23 protein-coding genes are annotated in these 22,842 nt (G+C 65.4%); 5 read left to right on the forward strand and 18 right to left on the reverse strand.

Annotated features, from left to right (window positions below):
• Positions 1 to 167: 167 nt before the first annotated feature.
• The 11 genes from KOL99_RS16905 to KOL99_RS16955 form a co-directional block, all read right to left on the reverse strand.
• Positions 168 to 2,000 (reverse strand): cytochrome c3 family protein, encoded by a 1,833-nt coding sequence (locus tag KOL99_RS16905; RefSeq protein WP_216511644.1) that lies wholly within the window; start codon positions 1,998 to 2,000, stop codon positions 168 to 170.
• Positions 2,001 to 3,080 carry an SMP-30/gluconolactonase/LRE family protein gene (locus tag KOL99_RS16910; protein ID WP_216511645.1) on the reverse strand — a complete coding sequence of 360 codons (1,080 nt, stop codon included), beginning with the start codon at positions 3,078 to 3,080 and terminating at the stop codon, positions 2,001 to 2,003.
• Positions 3,080 to 5,041: a hypothetical protein gene (locus tag KOL99_RS16915; protein WP_216511646.1), complete on the reverse strand. Its 1,962-nt coding sequence runs from the start codon at positions 5,039 to 5,041 to the stop codon at positions 3,080 to 3,082. The genes KOL99_RS16910 and KOL99_RS16915 overlap by 1 nt, the downstream gene beginning before the upstream one ends.
• A gap of 7 nt (positions 5,042 to 5,048) precedes the next feature.
• Positions 5,049 to 5,627, reverse strand: a complete 579-nt coding sequence (locus KOL99_RS16920; protein ID WP_216511647.1) for a cytochrome c3 family protein — start codon at positions 5,625 to 5,627, stop codon at positions 5,049 to 5,051.
• Between the two features lie 99 nt (positions 5,628 to 5,726).
• Positions 5,727 to 6,941 (reverse strand): NHL repeat-containing protein, encoded by a 1,215-nt coding sequence (locus KOL99_RS16925; RefSeq protein ID WP_216511648.1) that lies wholly within the window; start codon positions 6,939 to 6,941, stop codon positions 5,727 to 5,729.
• Between the two features lie 32 nt (positions 6,942 to 6,973).
• Positions 6,974 to 8,302: a cytochrome c3 family protein gene (locus tag KOL99_RS16930; protein ID WP_216511649.1), complete on the reverse strand. Its 1,329-nt coding sequence runs from the start codon at positions 8,300 to 8,302 to the stop codon at positions 6,974 to 6,976.
• Between the two features lie 278 nt (positions 8,303 to 8,580).
• Entirely contained in the window at positions 8,581 to 9,210 is a 630-nt protein-coding gene (locus KOL99_RS16935; protein ID WP_216511650.1) for a hypothetical protein, read from the reverse strand.
• A gap of 185 nt (positions 9,211 to 9,395) precedes the next feature.
• A complete protein-coding gene (locus tag KOL99_RS16940) occupies positions 9,396 to 9,869 on the reverse strand; it encodes a DUF2318 domain-containing protein (RefSeq protein ID WP_216511651.1) in 474 nt (157 codons plus the stop codon).
• A gap of 73 nt (positions 9,870 to 9,942) precedes the next feature.
• Complete coding sequence (locus KOL99_RS16945) at positions 9,943 to 10,353, reverse strand: heavy-metal-associated domain-containing protein (protein ID WP_216511652.1); 411 nt, start codon at positions 10,351 to 10,353, stop codon at positions 9,943 to 9,945.
• Between the two features lie 196 nt (positions 10,354 to 10,549).
• Entirely contained in the window at positions 10,550 to 11,659 is a 1,110-nt protein-coding gene (locus KOL99_RS16950) for a two-component system sensor histidine kinase NtrB (protein ID WP_328760714.1), read from the reverse strand.
• Between the two features lies 1 nt (position 11,660).
• Positions 11,661 to 11,858 carry a ferredoxin gene (locus KOL99_RS16955; protein WP_216511653.1) on the reverse strand — a complete coding sequence of 66 codons (198 nt, stop codon included), beginning with the start codon at positions 11,856 to 11,858 and terminating at the stop codon, positions 11,661 to 11,663.
• A 172-nt stretch (positions 11,859 to 12,030) separates the two neighbouring features.
• Here KOL99_RS16955 and KOL99_RS16960 point away from each other — a divergent pair, with 172 nt between their 5' ends.
• Both KOL99_RS16960 and KOL99_RS16965 read left to right on the forward strand, forming a co-directional pair.
• The gene (locus KOL99_RS16960; protein ID WP_216511654.1) at positions 12,031 to 12,927 is read left to right on the forward strand and encodes an SDR family oxidoreductase; all 897 of its coding nucleotides are present in this window, start codon (positions 12,031 to 12,033) and stop codon (positions 12,925 to 12,927) included.
• Positions 12,924 to 13,424: a hypothetical protein gene (locus tag KOL99_RS16965; protein WP_216511655.1), complete on the forward strand. Its 501-nt coding sequence runs from the start codon at positions 12,924 to 12,926 to the stop codon at positions 13,422 to 13,424. The genes KOL99_RS16960 and KOL99_RS16965 overlap by 4 nt, the downstream gene beginning before the upstream one ends.
• A 17-nt stretch (positions 13,425 to 13,441) precedes the next feature.
• Here KOL99_RS16965 and arsS read toward each other — a convergent pair whose 3' ends face one another.
• On the reverse strand, positions 13,442 to 14,398 hold the full coding sequence (gene arsS / locus KOL99_RS16970) for an arsenosugar biosynthesis radical SAM (seleno)protein ArsS (protein ID WP_216511656.1): 957 nt from the start codon (positions 14,396 to 14,398) through the stop codon (positions 13,442 to 13,444).
• Between the two features lie 8 nt (positions 14,399 to 14,406).
• Positions 14,407 to 14,739: an arsenosugar biosynthesis-associated peroxidase-like protein gene (locus KOL99_RS16975; RefSeq protein ID WP_135872495.1), complete on the reverse strand. Its 333-nt coding sequence runs from the start codon at positions 14,737 to 14,739 to the stop codon at positions 14,407 to 14,409.
• A gap of 265 nt (positions 14,740 to 15,004) precedes the next feature.
• On the opposite strand from KOL99_RS16975, the gene KOL99_RS16980 reads away from it, so the two are divergent.
• From KOL99_RS16980 to KOL99_RS16990, 3 genes are read left to right on the forward strand one after another with little or no spacing between them, the layout of a single operon-like run.
• Positions 15,005 to 15,424 (forward strand): QcrA and Rieske domain-containing protein, encoded by a 420-nt coding sequence (locus KOL99_RS16980; RefSeq protein WP_216511657.1) that lies wholly within the window; start codon positions 15,005 to 15,007, stop codon positions 15,422 to 15,424.
• A gap of 19 nt (positions 15,425 to 15,443) precedes the next feature.
• Positions 15,444 to 16,541 carry a cytochrome b gene (locus KOL99_RS16985; RefSeq protein ID WP_216511658.1) on the forward strand — a complete coding sequence of 366 codons (1,098 nt, stop codon included), beginning with the start codon at positions 15,444 to 15,446 and terminating at the stop codon, positions 16,539 to 16,541.
• Positions 16,538 to 17,338: a cytochrome c3 family protein gene (locus tag KOL99_RS16990; protein WP_216511659.1), complete on the forward strand. Its 801-nt coding sequence runs from the start codon at positions 16,538 to 16,540 to the stop codon at positions 17,336 to 17,338. The genes KOL99_RS16985 and KOL99_RS16990 overlap by 4 nt, the downstream gene beginning before the upstream one ends.
• Here the strand turns inward: KOL99_RS16990 and KOL99_RS16995 are convergent.
• From KOL99_RS16995 to asnB, 5 genes are all read right to left on the reverse strand, one after another.
• Positions 17,335 to 17,835: an acyltransferase gene (locus KOL99_RS16995; RefSeq protein WP_328760720.1), complete on the reverse strand. Its 501-nt coding sequence runs from the start codon at positions 17,833 to 17,835 to the stop codon at positions 17,335 to 17,337. The genes KOL99_RS16990 and KOL99_RS16995 overlap by 4 nt on opposite strands.
• Positions 17,836 to 17,843: 8 nt before the next feature.
• Complete coding sequence (locus KOL99_RS17000; RefSeq protein ID WP_216511660.1) at positions 17,844 to 18,116, reverse strand: acyl carrier protein; 273 nt, start codon at positions 18,114 to 18,116, stop codon at positions 17,844 to 17,846.
• A gap of 19 nt (positions 18,117 to 18,135) precedes the next feature.
• A complete protein-coding gene (nadE, locus tag KOL99_RS17005; RefSeq protein ID WP_216511661.1) occupies positions 18,136 to 19,125 on the reverse strand; it encodes an NAD(+) synthase in 990 nt (329 codons plus the stop codon).
• Between the two features lie 82 nt (positions 19,126 to 19,207).
• A complete protein-coding gene (locus KOL99_RS17010) occupies positions 19,208 to 20,752 on the reverse strand; it encodes a class I adenylate-forming enzyme family protein (protein ID WP_216511662.1) in 1,545 nt (514 codons plus the stop codon).
• Positions 20,730 to 22,790, reverse strand: a complete 2,061-nt coding sequence (gene asnB, locus KOL99_RS17015) for an asparagine synthase (glutamine-hydrolyzing) (protein ID WP_216511663.1) — start codon at positions 22,788 to 22,790, stop codon at positions 20,730 to 20,732. Before asnB ends, KOL99_RS17010 begins: the two co-directional genes overlap by 23 nt.
• Positions 22,791 to 22,842 lie beyond the last annotated feature (52 nt).

The following is a 22,842-nucleotide window of genomic DNA, read 5'->3' on the forward strand; positions in this document are numbered from 1 at the left end:
AACGACAGGTAACTGATTTTGCGAGTAAAATCGGGGAGTCCGCGTGGTGGCCGGTGGTTTCACCGGCTATTTGGCGTAGCAAAACGTGAAGTGACCGGAAGTGCGGAAACGCGAAACGGCCGGACCAGAGGGTCCAGCCGTTGGCGGTGTGGCGTGGGGAGAGGGAACTAGCGGGTCAGCAGTTTGGGACGGAACAGTTTCGGCAGCGGCGTCCCCGTGGCGGAGTACGTCTCGATGTTGCCGGCGACGGCATGGCAGTTCACGGTGCAGCTCCCCTGCCCGGCGGCGCTGGAGACGTAGACCGGGGAGGTGACGATGGCACCGGCGGCGTAGTTCTTGTCCAGGTTGATGAGGTGCGCGTTGTTGGTCGGGGTCGCCTGCATCCTCCAGGAGACGCCGTGCGGGTCGTGGCAGACGTAACAGGGAATCATCCGCTCGCGCACGTGCTTGTTGTGTTCGTTGACCCCGGCGTTGGAGAACGCGCTCCCGCTGTCCATGACGTAGCCGTCGAAGTGGCAACGAAAGCAAAGCGCGTACTGGCTGAAGTTGTAGGGCGTCCGGGTATCGGCGACCCGGGGCATGAAGTACTGCGCCAAGAGGATATGCTCGTACTGCGAACCGTGCGGCCCGTTGGGTCCGGTCCCCCCCGCCTTGCGGCTCTGGCTGGAACCATGGCAGTCGCTGCAGTAGATCCGGGTCATGGTGGCCTGGTAGGACGCCAGCAGGCTGGCCCCGGTGCCACGCCGGTCTGCGGCGACCGGGTGGAAGGACGGGTTGCGCAGATCGAACCGGTAGGCCTGGTTCGCCTCGATGATGACGCGGTTGGCCTGGGTCTGGGTGACGCTCGCGAACCGGAAGGCGTTGTCGCCGGCATGGCAGCGGTAGCAGACATCGTATTCGTTGGCGGCGACGTTGCCCGCGTTGTCGATTCTCACCCCCCGGAGCCTGCCGTCCACCTGCGGCGGGGACGACATGGGCGCGTTGGCGGAGTTCACCTGGTGGGCGTTGTGGCAGTCCACGCACTGGACGTGGTACTTCTCCGCAGGGAGCGTTTCCTTCTCGTCGTGCACCGGGTCGCTCACCAGGTCATCCACGGGGTGACGGTACAGCCCGGCTCCCACCAGCTGCTTTATGTTCTGGGAAGCGGGTTCGACGCCGTTGTGGCAGTTGCCAAGACAGGCGTCCGATTGCTTTACGCCGCGCAGCAGGCGCACCGCCCAGGGAGCGTTGTGCGTGGCGTGGCACCCGAGACAGCCCGTGGCCAGGGAGGCGATCTGGGTGTTGTTGTGGCTCGAGGTCCCCCAGTTGGTCGGCTGGTGGCACGCGGTGCACAAGGGGGACCCCGCGACGTAATCGGGGCGGTTTGGGTCGCCGTTGTTGAGAACCAGGAAGTTGCCGTACTGGTTGTCGTGCGGATCGTGGCAGGTGGTGCACTCCAGGTTGGCCCCCTGCTCGAGCCGCATCTCCTGCGGCAGGGACTGCGGTGAAGCCAGCTGGCTCTTCACGGCGAGGGCCGGTGTGTAGGCGAAGGAGATCGGGTGGTCGTCGGAGAGGTCGGTACTGAGGTTCGGGTTGGTGAACCCCTGTTCCCTCGGGATGGCGGTCCCCCCCACGTTTTGACTCCCGGCGTAGCTGCTGAGCGCGATGGTGCCGTCATGGCAACTAAGGCAGAGCTTGGAGGCCCCGGTGGGCCGATCCGGTTTCGGGGTCGCCGCCAGCGTCGAGGAACGGTAGGGAATGTACTCCGTCGTCTCGGCGGAGAGGGGGCGGCTCCAGAGGGGGGTGCCGGTGGTGGCGTTGTGCGGGACGTGGCAGAACACGCAGACCCTCTGCTCCCCGGCTACGGTGACGCCGGGTTGGCCGGACGCCCTGCCGCGCCCGCCGTAGATGGAGAGGTTGTGCGGCGAATCGAAGACGCTCAGCTTGGCGTGCGAGGCGGTCCCCGAAAGCAAAAGGAGCGCGGTGCAGAACAAGGTGATCCTTAGCAGCATGGCCTTCATCTATTTGCCCCCGAGATCGTCCGGCTGCGCCAGCCTGTTTTCATCGTCGTAGTCATCATCGTCCTCTTCAATGGGAAGCAACCGCAGCATCTGAACCCGCCGGTTGTAGGTGTCGGTCACGAACAGCAGATCCCCGGAGATCGAGATGCCCGACGGCATCCAGAACTGGCCGTTGGCCGTGCCGGTGCCGCCGATGCCGAAGAGGAAGTGGCCGCTGTCGTTGAAGACCTTCACCATGTCCGCCATGGCGTCGCACAGGAAGATCCTCCCCAGCGAGTCGACGGCGACACCCTTGGGCTTGCTCAGCTCGGCGGTGGAATCTCCCATCTCCCCCAACTCGGCGACGGGAACCCCTTCCGGGGTGAAGATGCGGACCTTGTAGTTGAGCGGGTCCGTGACGAAGACCTGCCCCTTCGCGTCGACCGCCAGGTCCGTGGGGTGGTTGAGCAGCTGCTGCTCCGGGTTGGCCGTGCTGAAGCGGATTTTCGGCCGCCCTTTCAAGTCGACACCGATGATATCGTTGGCCCCGGTCTCGGTGACGTAGAGCAGGTCGTTGCTCCTGTTGTAAGCGATGCCGGTGGGGCGATCGATGCCCCGCATGAAGGTGGTGAGGGTCTCGCTGGCGAGGTCGTAACGGAAGACGGCGTCGGAGACGGAATCGGTGATGTAGAGCCCGGTCCCGGCATCGCGCGCCAGGCCGATGGGGGAGCGCAGCGTAGCGTCCGGCGCGCTGCGGATCACGGTATAGACCGAGCGCTTGGTGTCCATGACATGCACCACCCCGGCGCCGGCATCGGCGATGAAGAGACGTCCGTCGTCGTAGAGCACCCCGTAAGGTTTCACAATGTGCTGGGTGCTGGCGCCGGTCACCAGCTCGAGCGCCCGCTTCCAGAACCCTTTCGCTATGCCGGCGTCCTCGGGGGATACCACGCTCTTCACCCATTCCACCCGCGGCGGCAGCGGCTTTTCCGGCCACTGCAGGCTCACCCCCTTGTGCCCCTGCAGAAACGGCGTGGAAGGGGCGCAGCCGGCAACGACCCAAAGGACTCCCAACACCAGCCAAACGCGTAGCACCCGCATCAGAAGTACCTCGTTATCTTAAGGTTCACGTTGTTGTCCTGGGTGTTCCCCCCGGAGGAGAAACGGTAGACGGTGCCGGCGGCGAGGGAAACGACCAGGCTGTTGTAGGTACCGTCAAGCCCCACCCGCAGGCCGGCGAGATCGCTGGTGACGCCGTCGGTACGGCTGTCGCTGGCGTTGGCGGACAAGAGCAGGCGAAACCTCTGCAGGAGGATCTGGCTGTAGGTAACCGAGGCCGTGATCACGTTCTGGTTGTACCCCTGGCTGGTGGCCGTCGCGTCATGAACGCTGTAGATGTCACGGGCGCCGAGCTTGAAATGGCCGCTGGCGCCATAGTCGTCTTCGTAGCTGCACGTGGCGGCGACGTGGGAGGAGCTCTCCTGGGTGCCGGATATGGTGCCGTATTCGAGTGCGAAGATGCTGGTCTCGTAGTGGGCCTCGGCGCTGAACAGGGTGGTCGTGGTACTGGTCAGGGCGCTGTTGGTGGCTTCGCCGCCGATCTTGCGCTGGTCGGTGGTGCCGTAGGTGCCGGAGAGGATATAGCGCCCGCCCAGCAGGGAGAGAACGGCCTGGTGGTTTTGCGTATCGGTCGAGAAGTCGACGTTGGGATTCACCGCGACCTCGTAGGTGATGTACAGGGTCGTTCCCGGGGCGATGGCCCCGTTCACCACCACCTCGATCTTCCCGGTATCGGTGTCGACGCGGTAGTCGAAATCGGGGCGGTAGATCACCTCAGGGTTGAGGCTCTTCACCGTGACGACGGGCTGCAGTTTCCCGGCGAGGTTCACGGCGATCAACTCCCCCTGCTGCACCACGGTGTGCGGCTCGTCGCGGGCCGAAAGCAGGGTGTCCAAGAAGTTTTGATGGGTGACCGACTTGGTGGCGAGGCTCCTCAGTTTCAACTGGCCTCCCAGCGGCAGCAGCTTCACATAGTCCACGGAGGCGCTGCCGTTGACGACGGTCTGGTCCCCCCCGAGGGCCCAGGTCTGCCCGTACGAGCCGCTGAAATTGGTGGTAACGCTCTGGTACAGGCGGTGACTAAGGGAGCCGGTCACCACGTTGGTCTTGACCACCTGCTTGTCGCTTTGAAGATCGACGCTGGAGCTGTAGTTGTAGTCATCGGAGAGCGTGACGGCGAGAGCCTTGCCGAGCCGACCGGAGAAGTTGGCGGTGAGCGCGCCGACCCGTTGCGGCAGGCTCCCCGCGGAGGACACGGAGGTCGAGTCGGAAAGGGAGGCCTTGGTGGCGAGGCGGTAACGCTTCTCGACGTCGAAATCGAAGGTGTTGTTGAGCAGCAGCGAGTAGTTGCGGCTCTCCTTGTCTCCGGAGCTTGAGTTATCGAAGCTGAACATGGCCGCGCCGAGCCAGGACCTGCCGTTGTGGGACACGTTGATGCTGCCGCTGTTGGAATCGGTGGTGGAATCGGTACTGAGGCCGGTGCTGGTCACGGTGGAGTTGGTGAAAAACATGAGCACCGGGAAGTTCTGATGCAGCAACGAGGCGGTCAGTTTGTTGGAGGTGCGTTCCAGGCTGTAGCTCGGCATGTACCCGTTGGAGACGGTCGAAGTGCTCCGGGTGGTCGAGAGCTGCATCGGATGGTAGCTCAACTGGAAGGCGTTGCCGACGACGTTGTAGTCGTAGTCGAGCACCGAGGTCTTGCTGTTGCCCAGCCGCTGCTGGTAGGTGACCCCGCCGGCGACATCCACGAGGAGCAGGTCGGGATTCCAGACGGCCACCTCCGTGGAGAACCCGTACCCTTCCCTCAGGTCGTGGGACGCGGACGTGGTCCTGGTGTTGACGTGGGCGGTGTAGTCATAGGAGACGCTGGCTGACTGCACCACCCCCCCGAACATCAACAGGCTCGGGTGCACGACCACCTCCTCGTTGATAGCCTCCGCGAAGGCATCCGGGCAGTTGAAGGTGGCGGCGATGAGCCCCAGCAGGGCTAATATTCTGCGCATACCTCGGCTACCTCAGGAAATATTTCGCGTCGCCATCGTGCGGGTCATGGCAATCGGTGCAGGCCATGCCGGACTCGGTGACCTTCTTGTGCATGGACTCTGCGATACGCCTCTCCTTGTGGCAGACGGCGCAGAGGTCCTTCTTCTCCACCTTGAGCAGCGCGGGCTGTGCCGAGGAGTGGGGGTCGTGGCAATCAAGGCAGGCCCCGACGGAAACCGGGCCGTGGACGAAATACCTCTTGATGATATTGGGATGGCAGACGAAGCAGATCTGGTCGCGCGGCTTGATGAGCCCCGAGTCCTTGGACTTGTCGTGGCAGTCGTTGCAGCGCTTCTCCATGTAGGGGGGGTGCCCCTTGACCACCACCTTCTTCACCTGCGCCGCGGTGGCCGGCGCGTTGGCCTTGGCGGCCTCTTCGATCACCTTGGCCTCGTGGTACTCCTCGCACAGCTGCTCGGTAGGGGGCAGACTGGGAACGCCGTCAAAGATCGTGGAGGTGACCTTGTGCACTGTGACGGGATTACAGCTGCACAGAAGGCCTAGGCAGAGTATGACCTTCAACAGATTGTGGACGACCTTTGACATGCAGGCTCCAGATAACAGATACGCGGCAAACAGCGGCGTAATTAAAAATGACAACTCCAGCCCAGTGGCACGTGGCAATCGGCGAGGGTAGCGGTGACGCTACTCCTGGGGCGACTGCTGACGCTGCTGCTGTTGCAGAATCTTCTTGCGCTTTTCGAGGATCTCCGCGTCTTCCTTGGCCCGCTGCTTGGCCCGCTCCTCCCACCCTTCCATCTCGCCCAGGCCATAGACCGCGACCGAGTGGTTGATGGCGGAGGAGTACTGGTTGGTGACGAAGATCACCTCCCGCAGCTTGAAGCCGGGCGCGGCGAACTTCTGGAAGTAGTCGAGGTTCTTCTTGCTGACCACGATCCCCGCAGGGAGATTGGTGGAACCGGCCATCAGGCCGGGCTGGCCGAAATAGCCAAGGATGCGATGCTTCTCGTTGAAGACCTGCACCACCTGGTAGCCGGCGTCAACGACGAAAATCTGGCCGTCGTCATCGACCGCGATACCGCGGGGGCGGGTGAATTCGCCGGGGGAATCGCCGATCCTGCCGAACACGGACAGCATGTTGCCGTCACGGTCGTACTCCTTGATGCTGCCGTTGCCGACGTTGACGATGTGCACCGCCCCCTTGGAGTCCACGGTGAGCCCGTTGGGGAGCGCCAGGTTCTTGCTCCGGTCGGCACTCTCCCCGATGACGCTCACCACCTCGTCGGTTTTGCGGTTGATCACGAACACTTTGCTCAGGCGGTTGTCCATGATGTACAGGTCGTCCTTGTAGATCGCCACGCCCGACAGGCTCACGTGGTCGAAGGTCTTCCCGTAGGACTTCACGTATTTCCCGGCCTGGTTGTAGACGGCGACATCCTTGCGGCCGGTGTCGGCGACGTACACGAGCCCCTCGTCGTCAACGGCGATGCTGACCGGTTTCCTCAACTTCCCGGACCCGCGCTCCTCGACCAGGTTCTTGATGATCTTGTTCACGAAATCAACCACGACGACCTGGCTCGCGCCGATGTCGCAAACGTACAGCTTGCCGTTGTATTCCGCGATCCCGTAGGGTTTGGCGAAGCGCGTCACCGTCTCGGTCCCCCCCACCAGGAGCTTGGAGAGACTGCTCTGATTGGAGCCGAAGTCGGTGGAGCTGCTGATCCCGGTCAGGTACTGCACGTGGGGCTCCTCAGGGGGGGGAGGGAAAAATACCGGTCCCACCGAGGCTGTAGTTCCCGCGCACCCCGCAAGCAGGGCAACCAGCAAGGTCATGAGCATGAGGTCTTTGAGCCGCCTGGAAGTAAATGCCGTCACGGCGCCACCAAATCGTCCATTCATTTAGGTGCTCCTTCTGAAAATAAGTACCGTCGCTAGTTGTAGACTTCGGCCTTGACCCTGTCGTACTTGAATTTCCTGTGACAGCCGGGCGCGCAGCTCCCGCCGGTGGAGGTGAGCGTGAAGTTCAGGGGGATCTTCCAGGCCCCGAACTGCGACCCGTCCTTGTTGATGAGCTTCTCGCCGTCGCTTGCGTGCGCCTCGTGACAGATGCGGCAGGTGCGCCCCTTGCGCGCCACCACGTGCACGTAGTGCAGGTTGCGGTTGCCGTTTCTGAACTTGGTGTAGATGGTGGTCTCGGGGAACCGGAGCAGGTTCCTCTCGTGGCACCTGAGGCAGGCTTCGTAGGCCCCGTCCTTGTAGGGGAGGTACAGGTCGTCCGGGTAGTTCCCCTTGAGCAGCCGGAAATAGTCGGAACCGTGCGGGTCGTGGCAGGCCCGGCAATCCCCCTTCTTCAGCGGGCCGTGCAGGAACGGTTTCCCCTCGATCTGCTTCTTGATGTTCTTAAGCGGCGGGGTCCCGAGCGTGTCGGTGCCGTGGCAACCAAGGCAGACCGTCATCTGGTCGGCGGAGAGCATACCCTTGGCCTTGCCGAAGTGCGAGGAGTGGCAGTTGGAGCAGCCACCCTCCTGGAGCACCGGCTTGTGCGGCACCTTGGCCGAGGCGACCACTTTGCCGATGCTCTTGTGACAGCCGGTGCAAAGGTCCGGGAGCTTGTTCTTGACGAACATCTTGTAGGGGGAGCCGTGCGCGTCGTGGCACGCGGTACAGGCGTCCTTGGCCACCGGCGGGTGCACCACCGCGGCCTGGTTCAACTGCTTGGCGAAGTCGGCGTGGCAGGAAAGGCAGATGTCACGGACCTTTCCCTTCATGAGCCCCTTCTCCACGGAGTCGTGCGGATCGTGGCAGGTGCCGCAGGAGCCGACCGCCGCCGGCCCGTGCATGTACTTCTCCTTGAAGGGCTTGGCGTCGTGGCAGTTCAGGCAGAGGGGGGAGCGGTCCTCGCCGACGTCGAGCAGGAAGCGCTGCTGCGTGCCGTGAGGCTTGTGGCAGCCGGTGCACTCCCCTTCCTTGACCGGCGCGTGCACCAACCTCTTCTTCCCAATCCCGTCATGGCAGTCCTTGCAAAGGTCGGCGCCCTTGGCGCTGAGGTCGAAAGTCTTCACCCCCTTCACGGGATGCTCCTTCCCCTTTTGGATATGGCAGGGGGAGCAGTCACCGTCTTTCACGGGGGCGTGGGGATACTTGACCGCGGCGAGGGGGGCGTGACATTCCGTTGTCGTGCAGGATGCAGCGTAAGCCGGGCTGGTACAGAAAAGGGCGAGACCGGCCAGTGCAGTTGACGCTAGAGACAACACTTTCATGGAAGGCTTCCTAAGTCCGGATGGTTAGTGGGGTAAAGAGAACTGTTTAACTGTTTGGCTAAGCGGCGGAAAAGCGCATGGCTCCAGAACGCGGAACAGCATAACCGCACGGCTCGCCGGAGTTTGAATACTTACCTGGTCTGGGAATTAGGCCAAAGATAAATATCACTATCGGAAAAACATTTCAATATTAAAGATCTGCCCGCGTCGGCCGCTAAAACGCCGGCAGCGGTGCCAGGGGGTCCCGGAAGAACCGGGACGCGGGGAGGGGAAATCGCTTACCCCTCGGGGTAGTCGGAAAGGGCGAGGAAGGTCTCCTTCAGCTCGAAGGAGAAGATGGAGAACATCCTTTCGGCCAGCCGGGTGGTGAGCACCGGCGGGAACAGCGGCACGGCCAGGCGGTAGATGAGATCGAGCATGCCGTCGTGGGGGTTTTCCTCCAGGAACAGGGCGCCGTACTGCAAAACGGGCGCGAACAGGAGCGCCTCCTCCATGACCGCGTCGTCCTCGCTGAAGTAGGGAAGGATCATCTCCAACGAGAAGCAAAGCCCGGAGCCGCCGGCGTCCTCGGCGATGCTCAAGAGAAGCTCGTCCTGCGGCGAGCCGTACTCAAGCGCCTCCGGCGAGACGCTCCCCGCCGGGAGCACCATCACCTTGCCGTGCACCGGGTCGATGCCGTAGGGCGCGCCGCGGCCGGCCAGGAAGCGCTCCAGCTGCTGGTATCCCTTGGTCTGCAGTCTCCCCATGCCGCGGTAGAATGCGGGACGGAACTGGTCCCGGTTGGCGATCAGTTCCTCGAGCGGGACGAACTCCTGCTCGGCCGCCGCGGGCCTCGCGCTCCTGATCTCCGCGTTGTTAACCACGAGCCTGAGGTGCGACCTCTTGCGCTCGTCCTTGTCCTTGCTCACGTGATACCCCCTGATGCTGACCGCTCTTCTGTAATACACCGTGGCGAAGACGGGTGTCAACCTGCAAAACCTGCGGGTGACGACGGCTCCCGTGCCACGGCTGTGCGAGGGGCAAAAGAAAACGCCGGGGTGCGGCTCGCGCGCTCCCGGCGTTTTCGGATTTCGGGCCGGTCGGGCCTGCCCGTCTAGAAGAAGCGGGCGCCGGTCTTCAGGTCGTTGACCGAGATGGTCACCTTGCTCCCGTCGATCTTGGCGGGAAGGTGAGAGGGGTTGCAGCCGCCGGCCGAAGCCGCGCCGATCCGGTTGATGGCGAACTTCTGGTTGCAGTTCAGGCAGTTCATCTTGTCACCCGCCTGCTCGTACCCCTTCTTCTCGCGGTAGCAGACGTCGCAGGCGTCGAAGGCGACGTGAAGCTGGCCGTCGTTCCCCTTCACGATGAAGAAGTTGATCTCCTTGCCGGCGTCGGTGAACTTGTAGTAGTGCGCCTTGCCGTCGCTCACCTTGTCGACGGGGATGGTGACGCTGCCGCCGGCCGGTTTCACCTTCTCGTATTTCCCCATGCCGGGAAGGCTGAAGGCGAAGGCCACGGTCGCCATGGCCACCAGGGCGATGGCGACCAGGAGGAAGGTTTTGCATGCTTTCGTGCTCGACTGAACCATGTGGTGCTCCTTTTCGGCCTGACGGGCAGGCTGTTGCTGGATCGCGCGGACGCGATGAAGAGAGTTGCTGGAGTTACTGGGCGCCGCCGCAGCCGCGCGAGCCGCAGCAGCCGCCGGGGGCCGCCTTGCCGCCGACGTCACGGCCGACCACGCTGCGAAACTGCTGCGGGGTGATCACCTGGGCGACCTGGGAGTGGAAACCGCTCTTTTGCACCGCCTGGGCCAGCCGGTCGGGCGCGGTCTGCTTCGAGTCGAACCCGGCAACCACCACCCCCGACTCCAGGTCCACCTCGGTGGCCGCCACCCCCCTTTGGGACTGCAGGGCCTCGGTGATCTTCTTGACGCAGCTGCCGCAGGTCATCCCGGCGGTGCGCAGCACCACGACCCGGTCGGCGGTCGCCCCGACCCGGACGTAAAAGGCGAAAACGGCGAGGACGGCGACGACGGCGAGGACCAGGGTGGTATTGAGGATCTTGTTGCGCATGGGGGCTCCCGATCGGGCGCGGCGGGCGCGGCGTGCGCCCGGGCGGCCCGGACGCTCCACAAAGTTACAAGGAGCGTGCCACGGCGTAGCCAGCGCCCTAACCACCATGAATCATAATCGTTCGTGCCGTCGGTGGTACCGGGGCCGCCCCGTCACTGTGGAATATCCGGCAGGCGCAGTAGGATTTTCCACACTCTCACCGGGCGACCGGGAGCAGCACCGTGAAGGTCGCCCCCCTCCCCGGCTCGCTGGCGGCCTCGACGCTGCCGCCGTGCCCCTCGACGATCTTCTTGGTGATGGAGAGACCCAGCCCCGTGCCGTTCCCCTTGGTGGTGAAGAAGGGTTCGAAGATCTGGGCTATGGCGTCGGGCGAGATCCCCGCCCCCTGGTCGGAGAAACTGATCTCGACCACCCCCGCCTCGCGGTCGAAGGTGGTGGCCACCCGCACGCTCCCCCCCTCCGGTGAGGCCTGGATCGCGTTCAGCATGAGGTTCAGAAAGGCCTGGCGCAGCTTCTCCGGGTCCGCCACCAGCCGCGGCAGACTCCCGCGGGAGAGCTCCAGGCCCACCCCGCAGCCGCGCGCCTGGGCCGACAGCAGGGTCACCATGTTGGCCAGCTCCTCGTTGATGTCGCATTCGCGCTGGTCCGCCGGTTCCGGCCGCGCCATGCGCAGGAAGTCCTCCACCACCCGGTTCAGCCGGTCCGACTCCTTGACGAGGATCTCGAGGAATTCTCCGCGCCGCTCCGCCGGTACCCCCTGCTCCATCAGGATCTCGGCGGTGCCGCGGATCGAGGCGAGCGGGTTCCTGATCTCGTGGGCGAGGATCGCGGAAAGCTCACCCAGGGCCGACAGACGCTCGGCGCGGCGCAGCTGCTCCTCGATCCTGATGATCAGCTCGGACTGGGTCTTCAGCTGCCGGTAGGAATCCTCGAGCCCCTGGGCGGTCTGTTCCAGTTCCTCGCGCCGGCAGCGCTCCTGCTGCGACAGGAAACCGGTGATCCCCCCCACCACGTTGTACAGGATCACCTCGAGGTACTTCTCCATCTCCATGGAGATGTGCCCTCCCCACTGGAACAGGATGTGCGGCGCATAGGCGATGGTAACCAGGATGGCACAGCCGATGCCGCCGCGAAAACCGAACCAGTAGGCGGCCAGGATGATGGGGATGTAGTAGAGGCGCTGGAAGATGTCGTGCAGCATCCCCAGCCTGAGCGGGGTCAGGTAGTGCAACAGGCTGATCGCGACCACGCAGGCGAACAGGGAGCCCCCCCTGATCAGGCCGGCCGCCCCTCTGGTCGGCGCCACGCTACTCCCCCTCCCATCCGATGCAGGACACCGGGCAAAGCTCCACCGCCCGCGTTTGGATCACGTCCTCGTCGGCGCCGGCCGCGTCGTAGCATTCCGACTTGCCGTGCGCGTCGAAGCGGAACACCTGCGGACAGTTGGCCACGCAGATGCCGCAGCTGATGCATTGTTCCTTGTCCACCCAGGGTATTCTCGCCACCGCTCCCCCTTCTCCACTCGTGATCGCCCCGGCCGGATGCCGGGACCATTGGCCACTATAGCGCAGATGCTCGCCAAGTTCCCAATGAAAAATGGCCGATGCGGAACTTGACAATCGCGCCGGCCACCGGAGAATCATTAGATTATTTTAAACACCGAACAGGGGGGTCGCCATGCCCACGCGCAGAGACATGACCGGCAAGATCTGCCTGGTGACCGGGGCGAGCTCCGGCATCGGCCGGGCCACTGCACTCGCGCTGGCCCGGGAGGGGGCGACCCTGATCGGGGTGGGACGGGACCGGGTGCGCTGCGAAAGAAGCGCCGAGGCCATCGTGCGCGCAAGCGGCAACTACAAGGTGGAGTTCTGGCAGGCGGACCTCTCCAGCCAGGAGGAGGTGCGGGGCATCGCCCGCCGCTTCCACGCCGTCCATCCGCGCCTGGACCTCCTGGTGAACAACGCCGGCGGGAGGTTCGCCCGGCGCCTCACGACGGCGCAAGGGGTGGAGATGACCTTCGCCCTGAACCACCTGGGGCACTTCCTGTTGACCCTGCTCCTTTTGGAACGGCTGCGCCAGACGGGGCGGGCCCGGGTGGTGAACGTCACCTCGGCGGCGCACCGGGCCTGCCCGGGGATCGACTTCTACGACCTGAACCTTAAGCGGGAGTATGACGGCAGGAGGGCCTATGCCCAGTCCAAGCTCGCGAACCTGCTCTTCACCTACGAGCTGGCCCGGCGCCTTGCGGGCAGCGGCATCACGGCCAACGCGGCGGCGCCGGGCAACGTGCTGAGCCGTTTCTCGCTGAACAACGGCCTGGGGAGCTGGCTGTCCCACATCGCGGGCTCCCTGAAGAGCGGCCGGCTGGTCGGGCCGCGCCGGGGGGCGCGCACCGTGCTCTACCTGGCCTGGGCCGAGGAAGTGGCGGGCAAGACGGGGGGGTACTACGCCGACGAACGGGAGGCATCCTCCTCGCCCGCCTCCTACGACCAGGCCGCCGCGGGGCGCCTGTGGCGGGCGAGCCTGGAGCTCACCGGACTCGCGGACCAGGCTCAGGAAGGGAGGCTGCCATGAACGCCGCGCGCGGGATCACCCTGGTGCTGGCGCTCGTCGCCGGGAGCGCGAGCGCCGACGGTACCTACTATCCGTACCAGTTCTACGACGAGTACTACCGGCAGCGGCAAGAGGCGCCTCCTCCGGCCGCCGCACCGAGGCAGGGGGAGACGCCCCGGCAGGCGGCGGGCGCACCGCGGCGGGCGCCGCTGTTCCTGTTTCCCGCGCCGCTCGGCTTCGGGACGGCGGTCGGCGCCAAGGACCTCTTCTACCTCGCGCCGGCGTACTACAAGGCGGAGGGCGGGGTCTGGTACCGCTCCGGATCCTGGCGCGGCCCCTGGCTCAGGGTGCCCCGCGCCAAGCTGCCGCCCGAGCTCGGCAGGCACACGCTGGCCGGCATGCGCGCCCTGCGCGACCGGGAGTTCCGACTGTTTTGGGAGCAAAAGGGGAGTTACCGGGGGCGGGTGTTCCGCCCGGGGCTGGAGCCGGGAAAACCGGCGGCGAAGCGGCCCGACTAGGCCACGATGCTCCCCCCTCAGGTGAATCCGGCGCCGACCGTGCAGGCGTAGCAGTGATCGGCGGCGGCGATGGGGGTGCCGGGTGGGGGGAGTTCGGTCAGGGAGGAGATGAGACGCTCCCCGCCGCCTTGGAAGAGCCCCTGGGACAGGTGGAAATCGCAGTCGTAGAGCCGCCCGCGCCAGTCAACGCAGAGCTGGCTGCGGCACATGAGCCCGGCGACGGCGCAGGGGTTGAAGCCGGCGCGGAGCTTCTCGAGGTAGCTCTCCAGGTTCCCGGAGCGCTCCAGGAAGCGACGAAAGCGCCCCAGCGGGACGTTGGCGAAGGTATAGAGGTTGTGGAAGCTGACGCCGTGCCTGCGGCCGAGATCACGGCGGAACTTCTCCTGGGCCTGGAGCTGCGGCGGCGGCAGGAAGGCCCCGGAGGGGTTGCTGACCAGGTCGAGCTCGAGCGGGCTGCCGGGGACGCCGTACCCGAGCGCGTTCAGTCTCTTGAGCGCCCGAATGCTCCTCTCCCACACCCCCGCGCCGCGCTGCGCCTCGGTCTGGGCCTGGTTGGCGGCCGGCAGCGAGGCGACCAGCACCACCTTCAGTTCCCGGTACAGTTGCGAGAGTTCCTCGCCCCGCTCCCCCTCCAGCGATACCAGGTTGGTGCGCACGATCAGCCGGGGGGTCTCCGGCGCCACCCCCCGCACCAGGTGGGGGAGCTCCGGGACCAGTTCGGGGGCGCCCCCGGTCAGGTCGATGCTGTCGAACCTAAAGCGGCGGGCGCAGGCGATCACCTCCTCCATGACCGGCCGCGTCATCATCTCGCCGCGTGTCGGCCCCGCCTCGAGGTGGCAGTGGCCGCAGGCGAGGTCGCAGGCAAGCCCCAGGTTCACCTGCAGCGCCGTGGTTCGCTCCCGGGTGAGCGGGAGTCCATGCCGGGCGACACACTCCCCGAACCCCTCTTCCCGTCTCTGTTTCGCCTCGTCCATCACGTCTCCTAAAGCGACAGTTTCTCGGCGATCTTGCGCATCTGCACGCCGTGCACCAGCGACGCTCCTCCGCGGATCGCGGTCACCACGTGCAGCGCCTCGGTCATCTCGCCCAGGTGCGACCCCTTTTCCAGGCAGGCCCTGGTGTAGGCATCGATGCAGTAGGGGCACTGCACCGTGTGGGCGACCGCGAGCGCGATGAGCGCCTTTTCCCGCTCGGTGAGATCACCCTCGGCGAACACCTCGTTATAGTAGTCGAAGAACTTCCCGGCCAGTTCCGGCGCGTCCTTGCCGATCTCGGCGAAGCTCCCGAGGTCCTTCGGGTCGTAGTAGGTCTCCATCGTCTTCTCCCTTGCTCCGGCTATCACATGCGAGTGCGCCAGCATACCGGAAAAGGCCGTCGGGGGTAAAGAGGGAAAGCGGCGGCCGCGCTCATTAGATTAACGCTGGCGCCGGGTAACGAGCGCGCCGGCGCCGCGCCGGGGCGGCTCGTGCGGCGCCAAGGTGAACGCCGTCCCCCCCCCTGTTTCATGAAAAAGTTGCTTGAAATGGTGCAAGCGGTCATTATACTTGTGCCGAATCGACAGACAACAGCGGAGGGGATGCATGGAGAACGAGGGGAGAAGGAAGTTTCTCGGGGTCTGCGTGGCCGGAGCCACCGCCTGCGCCGCGGTCGCCGCGGGATATCCGGTTTTCCGCTACTTGGCGCCCAAGTCGGGCCAGGGGGGGGGCGCCAAGCTGGTGATCCCGGCTGGGGAGCTCAAGGAGGGGGACGCCAAGTTTTTCGAGTTCGCCGGTTCCTCTGCCGTACTGATCAAGACCAAGAGCGGCGAGTTGGTCGCCCTCTCCGCGGTCTGCACCCACCTGGGCTGCATCGTGCAGTGGGTCAAGGAGAAGCAGCAGTTTCTCTGCCCCTGCCACGGCGGCCAGTTCTCCACCGACGGCACCGTGCTGGGGGGCCCCCCGCCGCGCCCGCTCGCCAAGATCCCGCTCACCGTCACCGAAGGCAACATCACCATCGGCTAACCCCCAGGAGGCAACGTCCATGCTAAAGAGGCTGTACCGCTGGCTCGACCTGCGCATCGGGGTCGGCGAGATCGTGGAGAAGGAGCTGACCGGCTACCTGCTGCCGCGCAACATCAACGAGTGGTATTCGCTGGGGAGCGTGCTCCTGGTGATCTTCGCCCTGCAGGTGATCACCGGCATGCTGCTCATGATCTATTACGTCCCCGACGCCGATAAGGCCTTCAAGAGCGTCACCTTCATCATGAACGAGGTCCCCTTCGGCTGGCTGATCCGCCTGTGCCACGCGGTGGGCTCCAACATGATGGTGGCGGTCCTCATCCTGCACATGCTCTCCACCCTGCTCATGGGGAGCTACAAGGCGCCGCGCGAGTTGAACTGGGTCACCGGCTTCACCCTGCTCGCCCTGGTGCAGGGGATCTCGCTCACCGGCTACCTGGCCCCCTGGAGCCAGCTCTCCTTCTGGGCCACCACGGTCGCCACCAACAGCGCCAGCGCGGTGCCGCTGGTGGGCCCCTACCTGGTGGAGTTCCTGCGCGGCGGCAAACTGGTCGGCCCGCCCACCCTGGGACGCTTCTTCGCCCTGCACGCCGCCGTACTTCCCGTGGTGATCGCCGCCTTCATCGGGGCGCACCTGTTCCTTTTGAAGCGCACCGGCATCTCCGCCCCCCCCTTCGGCAGGGAGGGGACGGCGACCCCCTTCGAGGCGCAACAGTACCACTACCAGGGGCACCCCGGCGGGATCCCCTTCTTCCCCAACTACGTGCTGCAGGACCTCGCCTCGATCTCGGTGTATTTCGCCGTCTTCCTGGCCGTGGTCTTCTTCTGGCCCGGCATGCCCTTCACCCCGGACGCCTTCGTGCCCGCCGACCCGTTCAAGACGCCGGCGCACATCAAGCCGGAGTGGTACTTCCTGGCCAACTACCAGACCCTGAAGATCTTCCCGAGCGAGCTTCTGGGGCTGTCGGTGCAGGCGGCGGCGATGACCTTCCTGGCCCTGCTCCCCTTCATCGACCGTTCTCCGGAGCGGCATCCGCTGAAGCGTCCGCTGTTCCTGACCCTGGTGATCGCGGGCATCCTGCTCTGGATCGCTCTTAGCGTATGGGGGCACCTGTCATGATTCGCACATACACCCTGGCCATCCTGCTTTTCGCCCCGCTCGCCTTCCTGAAACCGGCCCTGGCGGCCCCGATGGAACAACCGGAGACGGTCTGCATCCAGTGCCACGGCTCGCTGCCGGACCGGCTCGGGGCGCCGGTTAACCTCTGGCGCGGCAGCATCCACGCCGAGAACGGCATCTCCTGCAACGGCTGCCATGGCGGCGACCCCAAGGACGCGGCCAACGCCATGACCCCGCAACGAGGCTTCTTGGGCGCCCCCAAGGAAAAGGACATTCCCGCCTTCTGCGGGCGCTGCCACCCCGGCGTCTACAAGGATTACCTCTCCAGCGCGCACGGCAGGAGGCTCGGCGCCGGCGGCCCCACCTGCGTGACCTGCCACAGCAACCACCAGGTGGTGAAGGCGTCGCTCGCGCTCATCAACGAGAAGAGCTGCACCCGCTGCCACAGCTTCGAGCGGGCCAAGGCGATCCGGGACGCGATGCAGCAGACCGAGGAGTACATCGACAACATTTCGCGCAGGATCGCCGACTTCCAGGTGAGCGGCGTGGACACGGAGAAGATGGGCAAGTCGCTCTTCGCCGTGAGAAACCGCTTCCACACCCTGTTCCACGACGTGGACGTGGCGCGGGTGAAGGGGGAGTCGGCCGCCATCAACAAGGAGCTTGGGAAGCTGGATGCGGCCCTGAAGGAGATCGAGCGGTCGCACCAGAAAAGGCGGGTGGCGGGAGGGATCGCGGTCGGTTTCATGGTCCTGCTCGCGGTCCTGTTCCACCTGATGAAGAAGAGCTACGACTAGAGTTTTTTAAGGCCGTACAGGAACTTCTGGTACTGGACCTGGCCGTTTTCCGTGAGGGGATTGGTGATCCGCGCCAGGGGTTCCGCCGCCGGCGGCCCGTAAAGGACGCCGGCGGGGACGTTCCTGGTCACCACGCTTCCCGCCACCACCACGGCCCCGGCTCCGATGGTGACGCCGTGCAGGATGGTGCAGTTGGGGCCTATGAACGCGTCGTTCTCGATGACCACCCCTCCCTTGACATCCTCGGGCGCGCGGTCGCCCAGGTAGAAATGAGCGAAGATGGTGCAGCGCAGGCCGATGGTGACGTTATCGCCGATCCGGATCTGTTCAGGATGCTGGTCATCCAGGTAGACCATCTGGCTGATCCAGACGTTTTCCCCCATCTGGACGCCGCGCGCCTTGTGCAGCCAGGGACGCAGCGAGTACCCCCCGGGGGCGATCATCGCGAGCTTCCCCAGTACCCTCTGCACGATCCTGCCGCTCAGCGTCCCTCGCATCGCCCCCCCTACCCGGCATTTCCGGCGCCGGCCGCACTACCCTGCCGCTTTCCTTCCACGAATGCCGCCACCCGCTGCACCGAGTCGAGGTTCTCCGGGATCAGCTCCTCGTCCGCCACGGCGACCTGGTAGCGCTCCTGGAGGTAGGCCACCAGTTGGAGGATCCCCGTCGAATCGACGATCCCCTCCCTGATGAAGGAGCTGTCGTCGGTGAGCCCACCGGCATCGCCGAAGAGAAAATTCTCAACCACGAAGTTTCTGATCTCATCCTTTACGTTCATCGGTCGCCTCCTTTAGCTGTCACTCCCACTCCACCTCTTCCACCAGGAGCGGCGGGAGGTGCAGGTAGCGCGTCGTCTTGCGCTTCGTGTCGATGTCCCGGTACACCATCCGCACCTGTTGCGGCTCGAGCCCCAAGACGGCGGCGGCGCTCTCGGCCGGGACGTCGTGGTTTCGGGCGTAGAGACAGAGGTCCATCATCTGGTAGGGAAGCGAGAAGTAGAACTCGTCCTGCCCCTGCGCCAGCGAGTAGGTGTCGGTGGTCGGTTTTCTGCTGCGGATCTCCTCGGGGATTCCCAGGAACTCGGCGAGCTGGTACACCTGGGACTTGTACAGGTGGGCGATAGGCTTGATGTCGGCGGCGCCGTCCCCCAGCTTCACGAAGAACCCCTGATCGAACTCCAGGCGGTTTGGGGTCCCGGCGACGGCGTAATTGAGCCGGTCGGCATGGTAGTACTCCAGCATCTTCCTGATGCGCTGCTTGAAGTTGGTGGCCGCCACGATCTCCAGGTAGGGCTGCAGGGGGAGACGCACCGTCGCCTGCACCTGCTGGGCGTCCTGGGTGACCAGATAAAAGGAGGTGAAGCGGGGTTGGTCGGCCACGCCGGAGATGACGATCTTCGAGGCCCAGCCGGCGCCGTACTCCGGCACCACCATGCGCACCGCGCTGTCGTACTTCTCGTAGAACCCCACCGACTGGAGGATCCCCGAGATGTCCTCGACCTGGGTCTGGATACCGAGCGCCGCGGCGACCTTGCCGCTCAGTTCCAGGGTCTCCCGCGCCGAGTGCCGTTCGGGCATCTCCAGTCCGACCACCCGTTCCCTCCCCAGGGCCCGCACCGAGAGCGCCGCGGTGACACTGCTGTCGATCCCTCCGGAGAGCGCCACCACCACTCCTCCCCTCTTCACCTGGTTGCGCATCAACTCCCTGATCCTGGCGCAGATCCGGTCGGCCTCGCGTTGCGGGTCGAGCCGGAGCACCTCGGGGGAAAATCCTGTCGTAGTTGTCATAAGGCACCTTTCTTTCATGGCCCAGCGCTGGGTCATGCGGGATGAATTAACGTTCTCAAAGGCCGCGCGTCGCAACGGCGCCTCAGGCGCACAGGCCCAGGCAGGAGGCGCGGTCGATCTTCCCGCTTGAGTACTTCGGTAGCGCCGCGACCAGCCTGATCTCGCCCGGAACCTTGTGTCGGGGCAGCCGGGCGTGGCAAAAGGAGAGCAGGGTCCGGTCGCTGGGGTTGCCGTTCAAGGGGACCGCCAGCGCCACCAGCTTCTTGCCCAGTAGCGGGTCGTCCAGGCCGAGCACCACCACCTCCAGCAGGACGCCGCTGGACATGAGCACCTCCTCGACCTCCTGCGGGTCGATGCGGTGCCCCCCGACCTTGAGCAGGTGGTCCTTCCTTCCGGTCACGTAGAGGTAGCCGTCCGCGTCTCGGTAGCCGAGGTCGCCGGTGTGGTAACCGTCGGCGTCCAGCACCCGGGCGGTCGCCTCGGGGTCGTTCCAGTAGCCGAGCATGATGTTGGATCCCGATGCCACCAGTTCGCCGCATTCCCCCTCCGCCATTTCCTCACCCCGCGGCCCCAGCACCCTTACCGTCACACCGGGGATGGCCCGGCCAATGGAGCCGAGCTTTTCCGAAAGCCTCTCCGGCTCCACGTAGGTGAGCCGCGCTGCCGCCTCGGTGGCGCCGTACATGATGAAGAGCTTGGTGTGCGGCGGGAGCACCTGCAGCAGCCGCTCCTTGATCTCGCGCGGCATGTGGCCACCGGCCTGGGTGCAGTAGCGCAGGCTGGGGAGCCGGTCCCGGAACGACGCCAGCGGTGAGCGGTGCAGCAGGTACGCGTAGGTCGAGGGGACGCCGGAAAAACCGGTCACCCCCTCTTCGGCCATCTGCCTGATCACCGAGGCGGTGTAGGCGAAATTGTTGTTGATGACCACCGTCCCCCCCACGGCCATGTGGGTGTTAAGCAGCGATTTCCCCATTACGTAGAAAAACGGGAGCACCACCATCTGGATGTCGCTCTCGGTCAGGCGCAGGTATTCGACGATGGAACGGGTGTTGCTGACGATGTTGCGGTGGGTGAGCATGACGCCCTTGGGCTGGCCGGTGGACCCCGAGGTGTAGATGATGCTGGCGAGGGCCTCGGGGGGGACGGCACGGACGCCTTCGGGAAGCTCCTCCCCCCCGAGCGCCTCGTCCCACCCCCAGATCAGGCGCGGCTCGCAGACGGGGAAGGAGGCGTCTGCGGCAAGCACGAACCTGACCGAGCCGGGCGCCAGGGGGAGTTGCTGGAGCAGGAACCCCGCCCCCTGTTCCAGGATGACCCCCGCCGGCTGCAGTTCGTCCAGCAGGCGCCCCAGCGTCTCCTGCCCGGTCTCAACGTTCAGCGGCACGGCGACCGCTCCCGCCTTCAGTATCCCGTAGTAGCTCGCCACGTACTTGACGCCGTTGGCAAGCAGGATCACGACCCTGTCTCCCGGCAGCACGCCACGCTGTACCAGGAAAGCGGCCAGGCGGTTCGCGGACCGGTTCAACAGCCGATAGCTCACCCGCTCGCCGTCATGAACCAGGGCCACCTTGTCCGGACGCTCGGCGGCGCTTGATTCCAGGAAACTATGCACCATCCGCAGTTCCATGGTCTCCCCCGTCAGGGGCGGTCGGCGCCGACGCCCATTCCCGCCCCTCTAGCTTCCTCTCCGCTCCGTAGCGCACCAGGTCCGGCCTCAGCCGCCTCACCCCCCTGTAGGAGGAGCAGGCGAGGAACTGCCGGTGCAGGATCTCTGTGGAGATGATCCCCATCAGGGCCATGTTGGCGAATTCACTCACCGTCTCAGGAGGAGCCCCGATCACCCGCCGGTACAGGCGCGCCACCTTGTCCGGGTCGAAGTACCCGCTCGCCTTCAGGCTCCGCGGGGACAGCAGGTCGTCCACGTAATCGGCCGGCGCGGCCGCGGTGAACAGCGCGCTCACCGGCGCCCGATAGGGATGCTTGCCCCGGCTGGCGATCCGCTGCGGCAGGATGTCGCGGCAGGCCCTGCGCAGGAAATATTTTTCCTGCAGCCCCCTCATCTTCCAGCGTGCCGGCAGGCGGAAGGCGAAGTCGATGACCCGGTAGTCCAGGAAGGGGTGGCGCATCTCCACCGAGTGCGCCATGGCGACCCGGTCCCCCTGCGAGGAGAGGAGGAAGCCGGCCAGGAAGAGCTCGATCTCCAGCACCTGCGCCCGGCAGAAGAGGTCCCGCCCGGCGAAACTCTCCGGCAGCCACTGGGCGAGCTCCTCGCGCGGGTCGTACCCGGCGAGGCAGCCGCGGTACTCCGGGGACAGAAAGACCAGGTTCCTGGCGCCTCCCCCCCAGCGCACGGCGTGGGAGAAGAAGGGGTCCCTCAGTTGTTCCGGGGAGACTGCGAAGAACTCCTGCAAGAAGGAACGGCCGCGCGAGGGATTGTTGAAGATGTAGGGGTAGAGACGCTCCAGGAGCCGGGGCCGCCGGGGGGAGTCGGGCCGTCGCCCCCAGTAGTCCCTGACCTTGGCCTCTTTGAAGATGTGGTACCCCCCCAGCATCTCGTCGGCCCCCTCCCCGGAGAGGACCACCTTGTACCCCTCCGAATGCACCAGTTGCGAAAGGAGGAACATCGGGACCGGGGAGCTGCGCAGGGTGGCCTGTTCGCAGTGCCACACCGTTTCCGGCAACAGCCGCCTGATCTGCTGGTCTTGCACCAGCACGCGCCGGTGGTCCGTCCCCAGGTGCCGCACCATCTCCTCCTGGGCGACGCTCTCGTCATAGGCCGCATCGGCGAAGCCTAAGGAGAAGGTCTTCAGACGGCTTTGGCGGTGGCGCGCGATCAGGGTGGCGATGATCGATGAATCGAGTCCACCGCTCAGGTAGGCCCCGACCGGAACATCCGCCCGCAGCCGCAGCCGGACGGCGTCCTCGAGAAGCTCAGCGAACGCCTCCGCCGCCTCGGGCAGGTCGAGCCCGCACTGCTCCTCGGCGGGATAGGCGGGGATGCGCCAGTAGGACCTGGGGCGGGAACGCTGCCCCTTGACCAACAGGTAGTGACCAGGGGGGAGCGCCTCAACGCCGGCAAAAAAGGTTCTCCCCGGCAGGGTGCTCCAGAAGACGAAGAGCTGCCCGATCGCCTCAGGGTCGAGCTCCCTGCTGCCGGTCACGGCGAGGATGGCCTTGATCTCGGAGGCGAACAGCAGTTGCCCCCCGGCGCTCCAGGTGTAGTAGAGCGGCCGCACGCCGACGCGGTCCCGGGCCAGGAAGAGTTCTCCCTTGGCGCTGTCCCAGATGGCGAGGGCGAACTGCCCGTTGATCCTCTCCAGGCAGGCGGGGCCGTACTCCTCGTACAGGTGCAGCAGGACCTCGGTGTCGGTCTGCGTGCTGAAGCGGTGCCCGCGGGCCAGCAGTTCCTGCTTCAGTTCCAGGTAGTTGTAGGCCTCGCCGTTGTACACGATCCAGAGTTCGCCGGTTTCGTTGCAGATTGGCTGGATGCCGCCGTCGATACCGATGATGCTCAGGCGCAGGTGCCCCAGGGCGGCCCGATGGTCGAGGTAGACGCCGGACTGGTCCGGCCCCCGGTAACGCAACGGCGAGATCATGCTCACCATCTGCTCAAGGCTGGGAGGCTCCTGGTCAACGACGTTGATTATCCCTGCGATACCGCACACTTGTTACCTCCCGCAGCGCCGGCGTCGGGCCTTTGGCCGGCGCAAAACCATT

Origin of the sequence: Geomonas azotofigens (assembly GCF_018919395.1) — a bacterium.
GTDB classification, from domain to species: Bacteria; Desulfobacterota; Desulfuromonadia; order Geobacterales; family Geobacteraceae; genus Geomonas; species Geomonas azotofigens.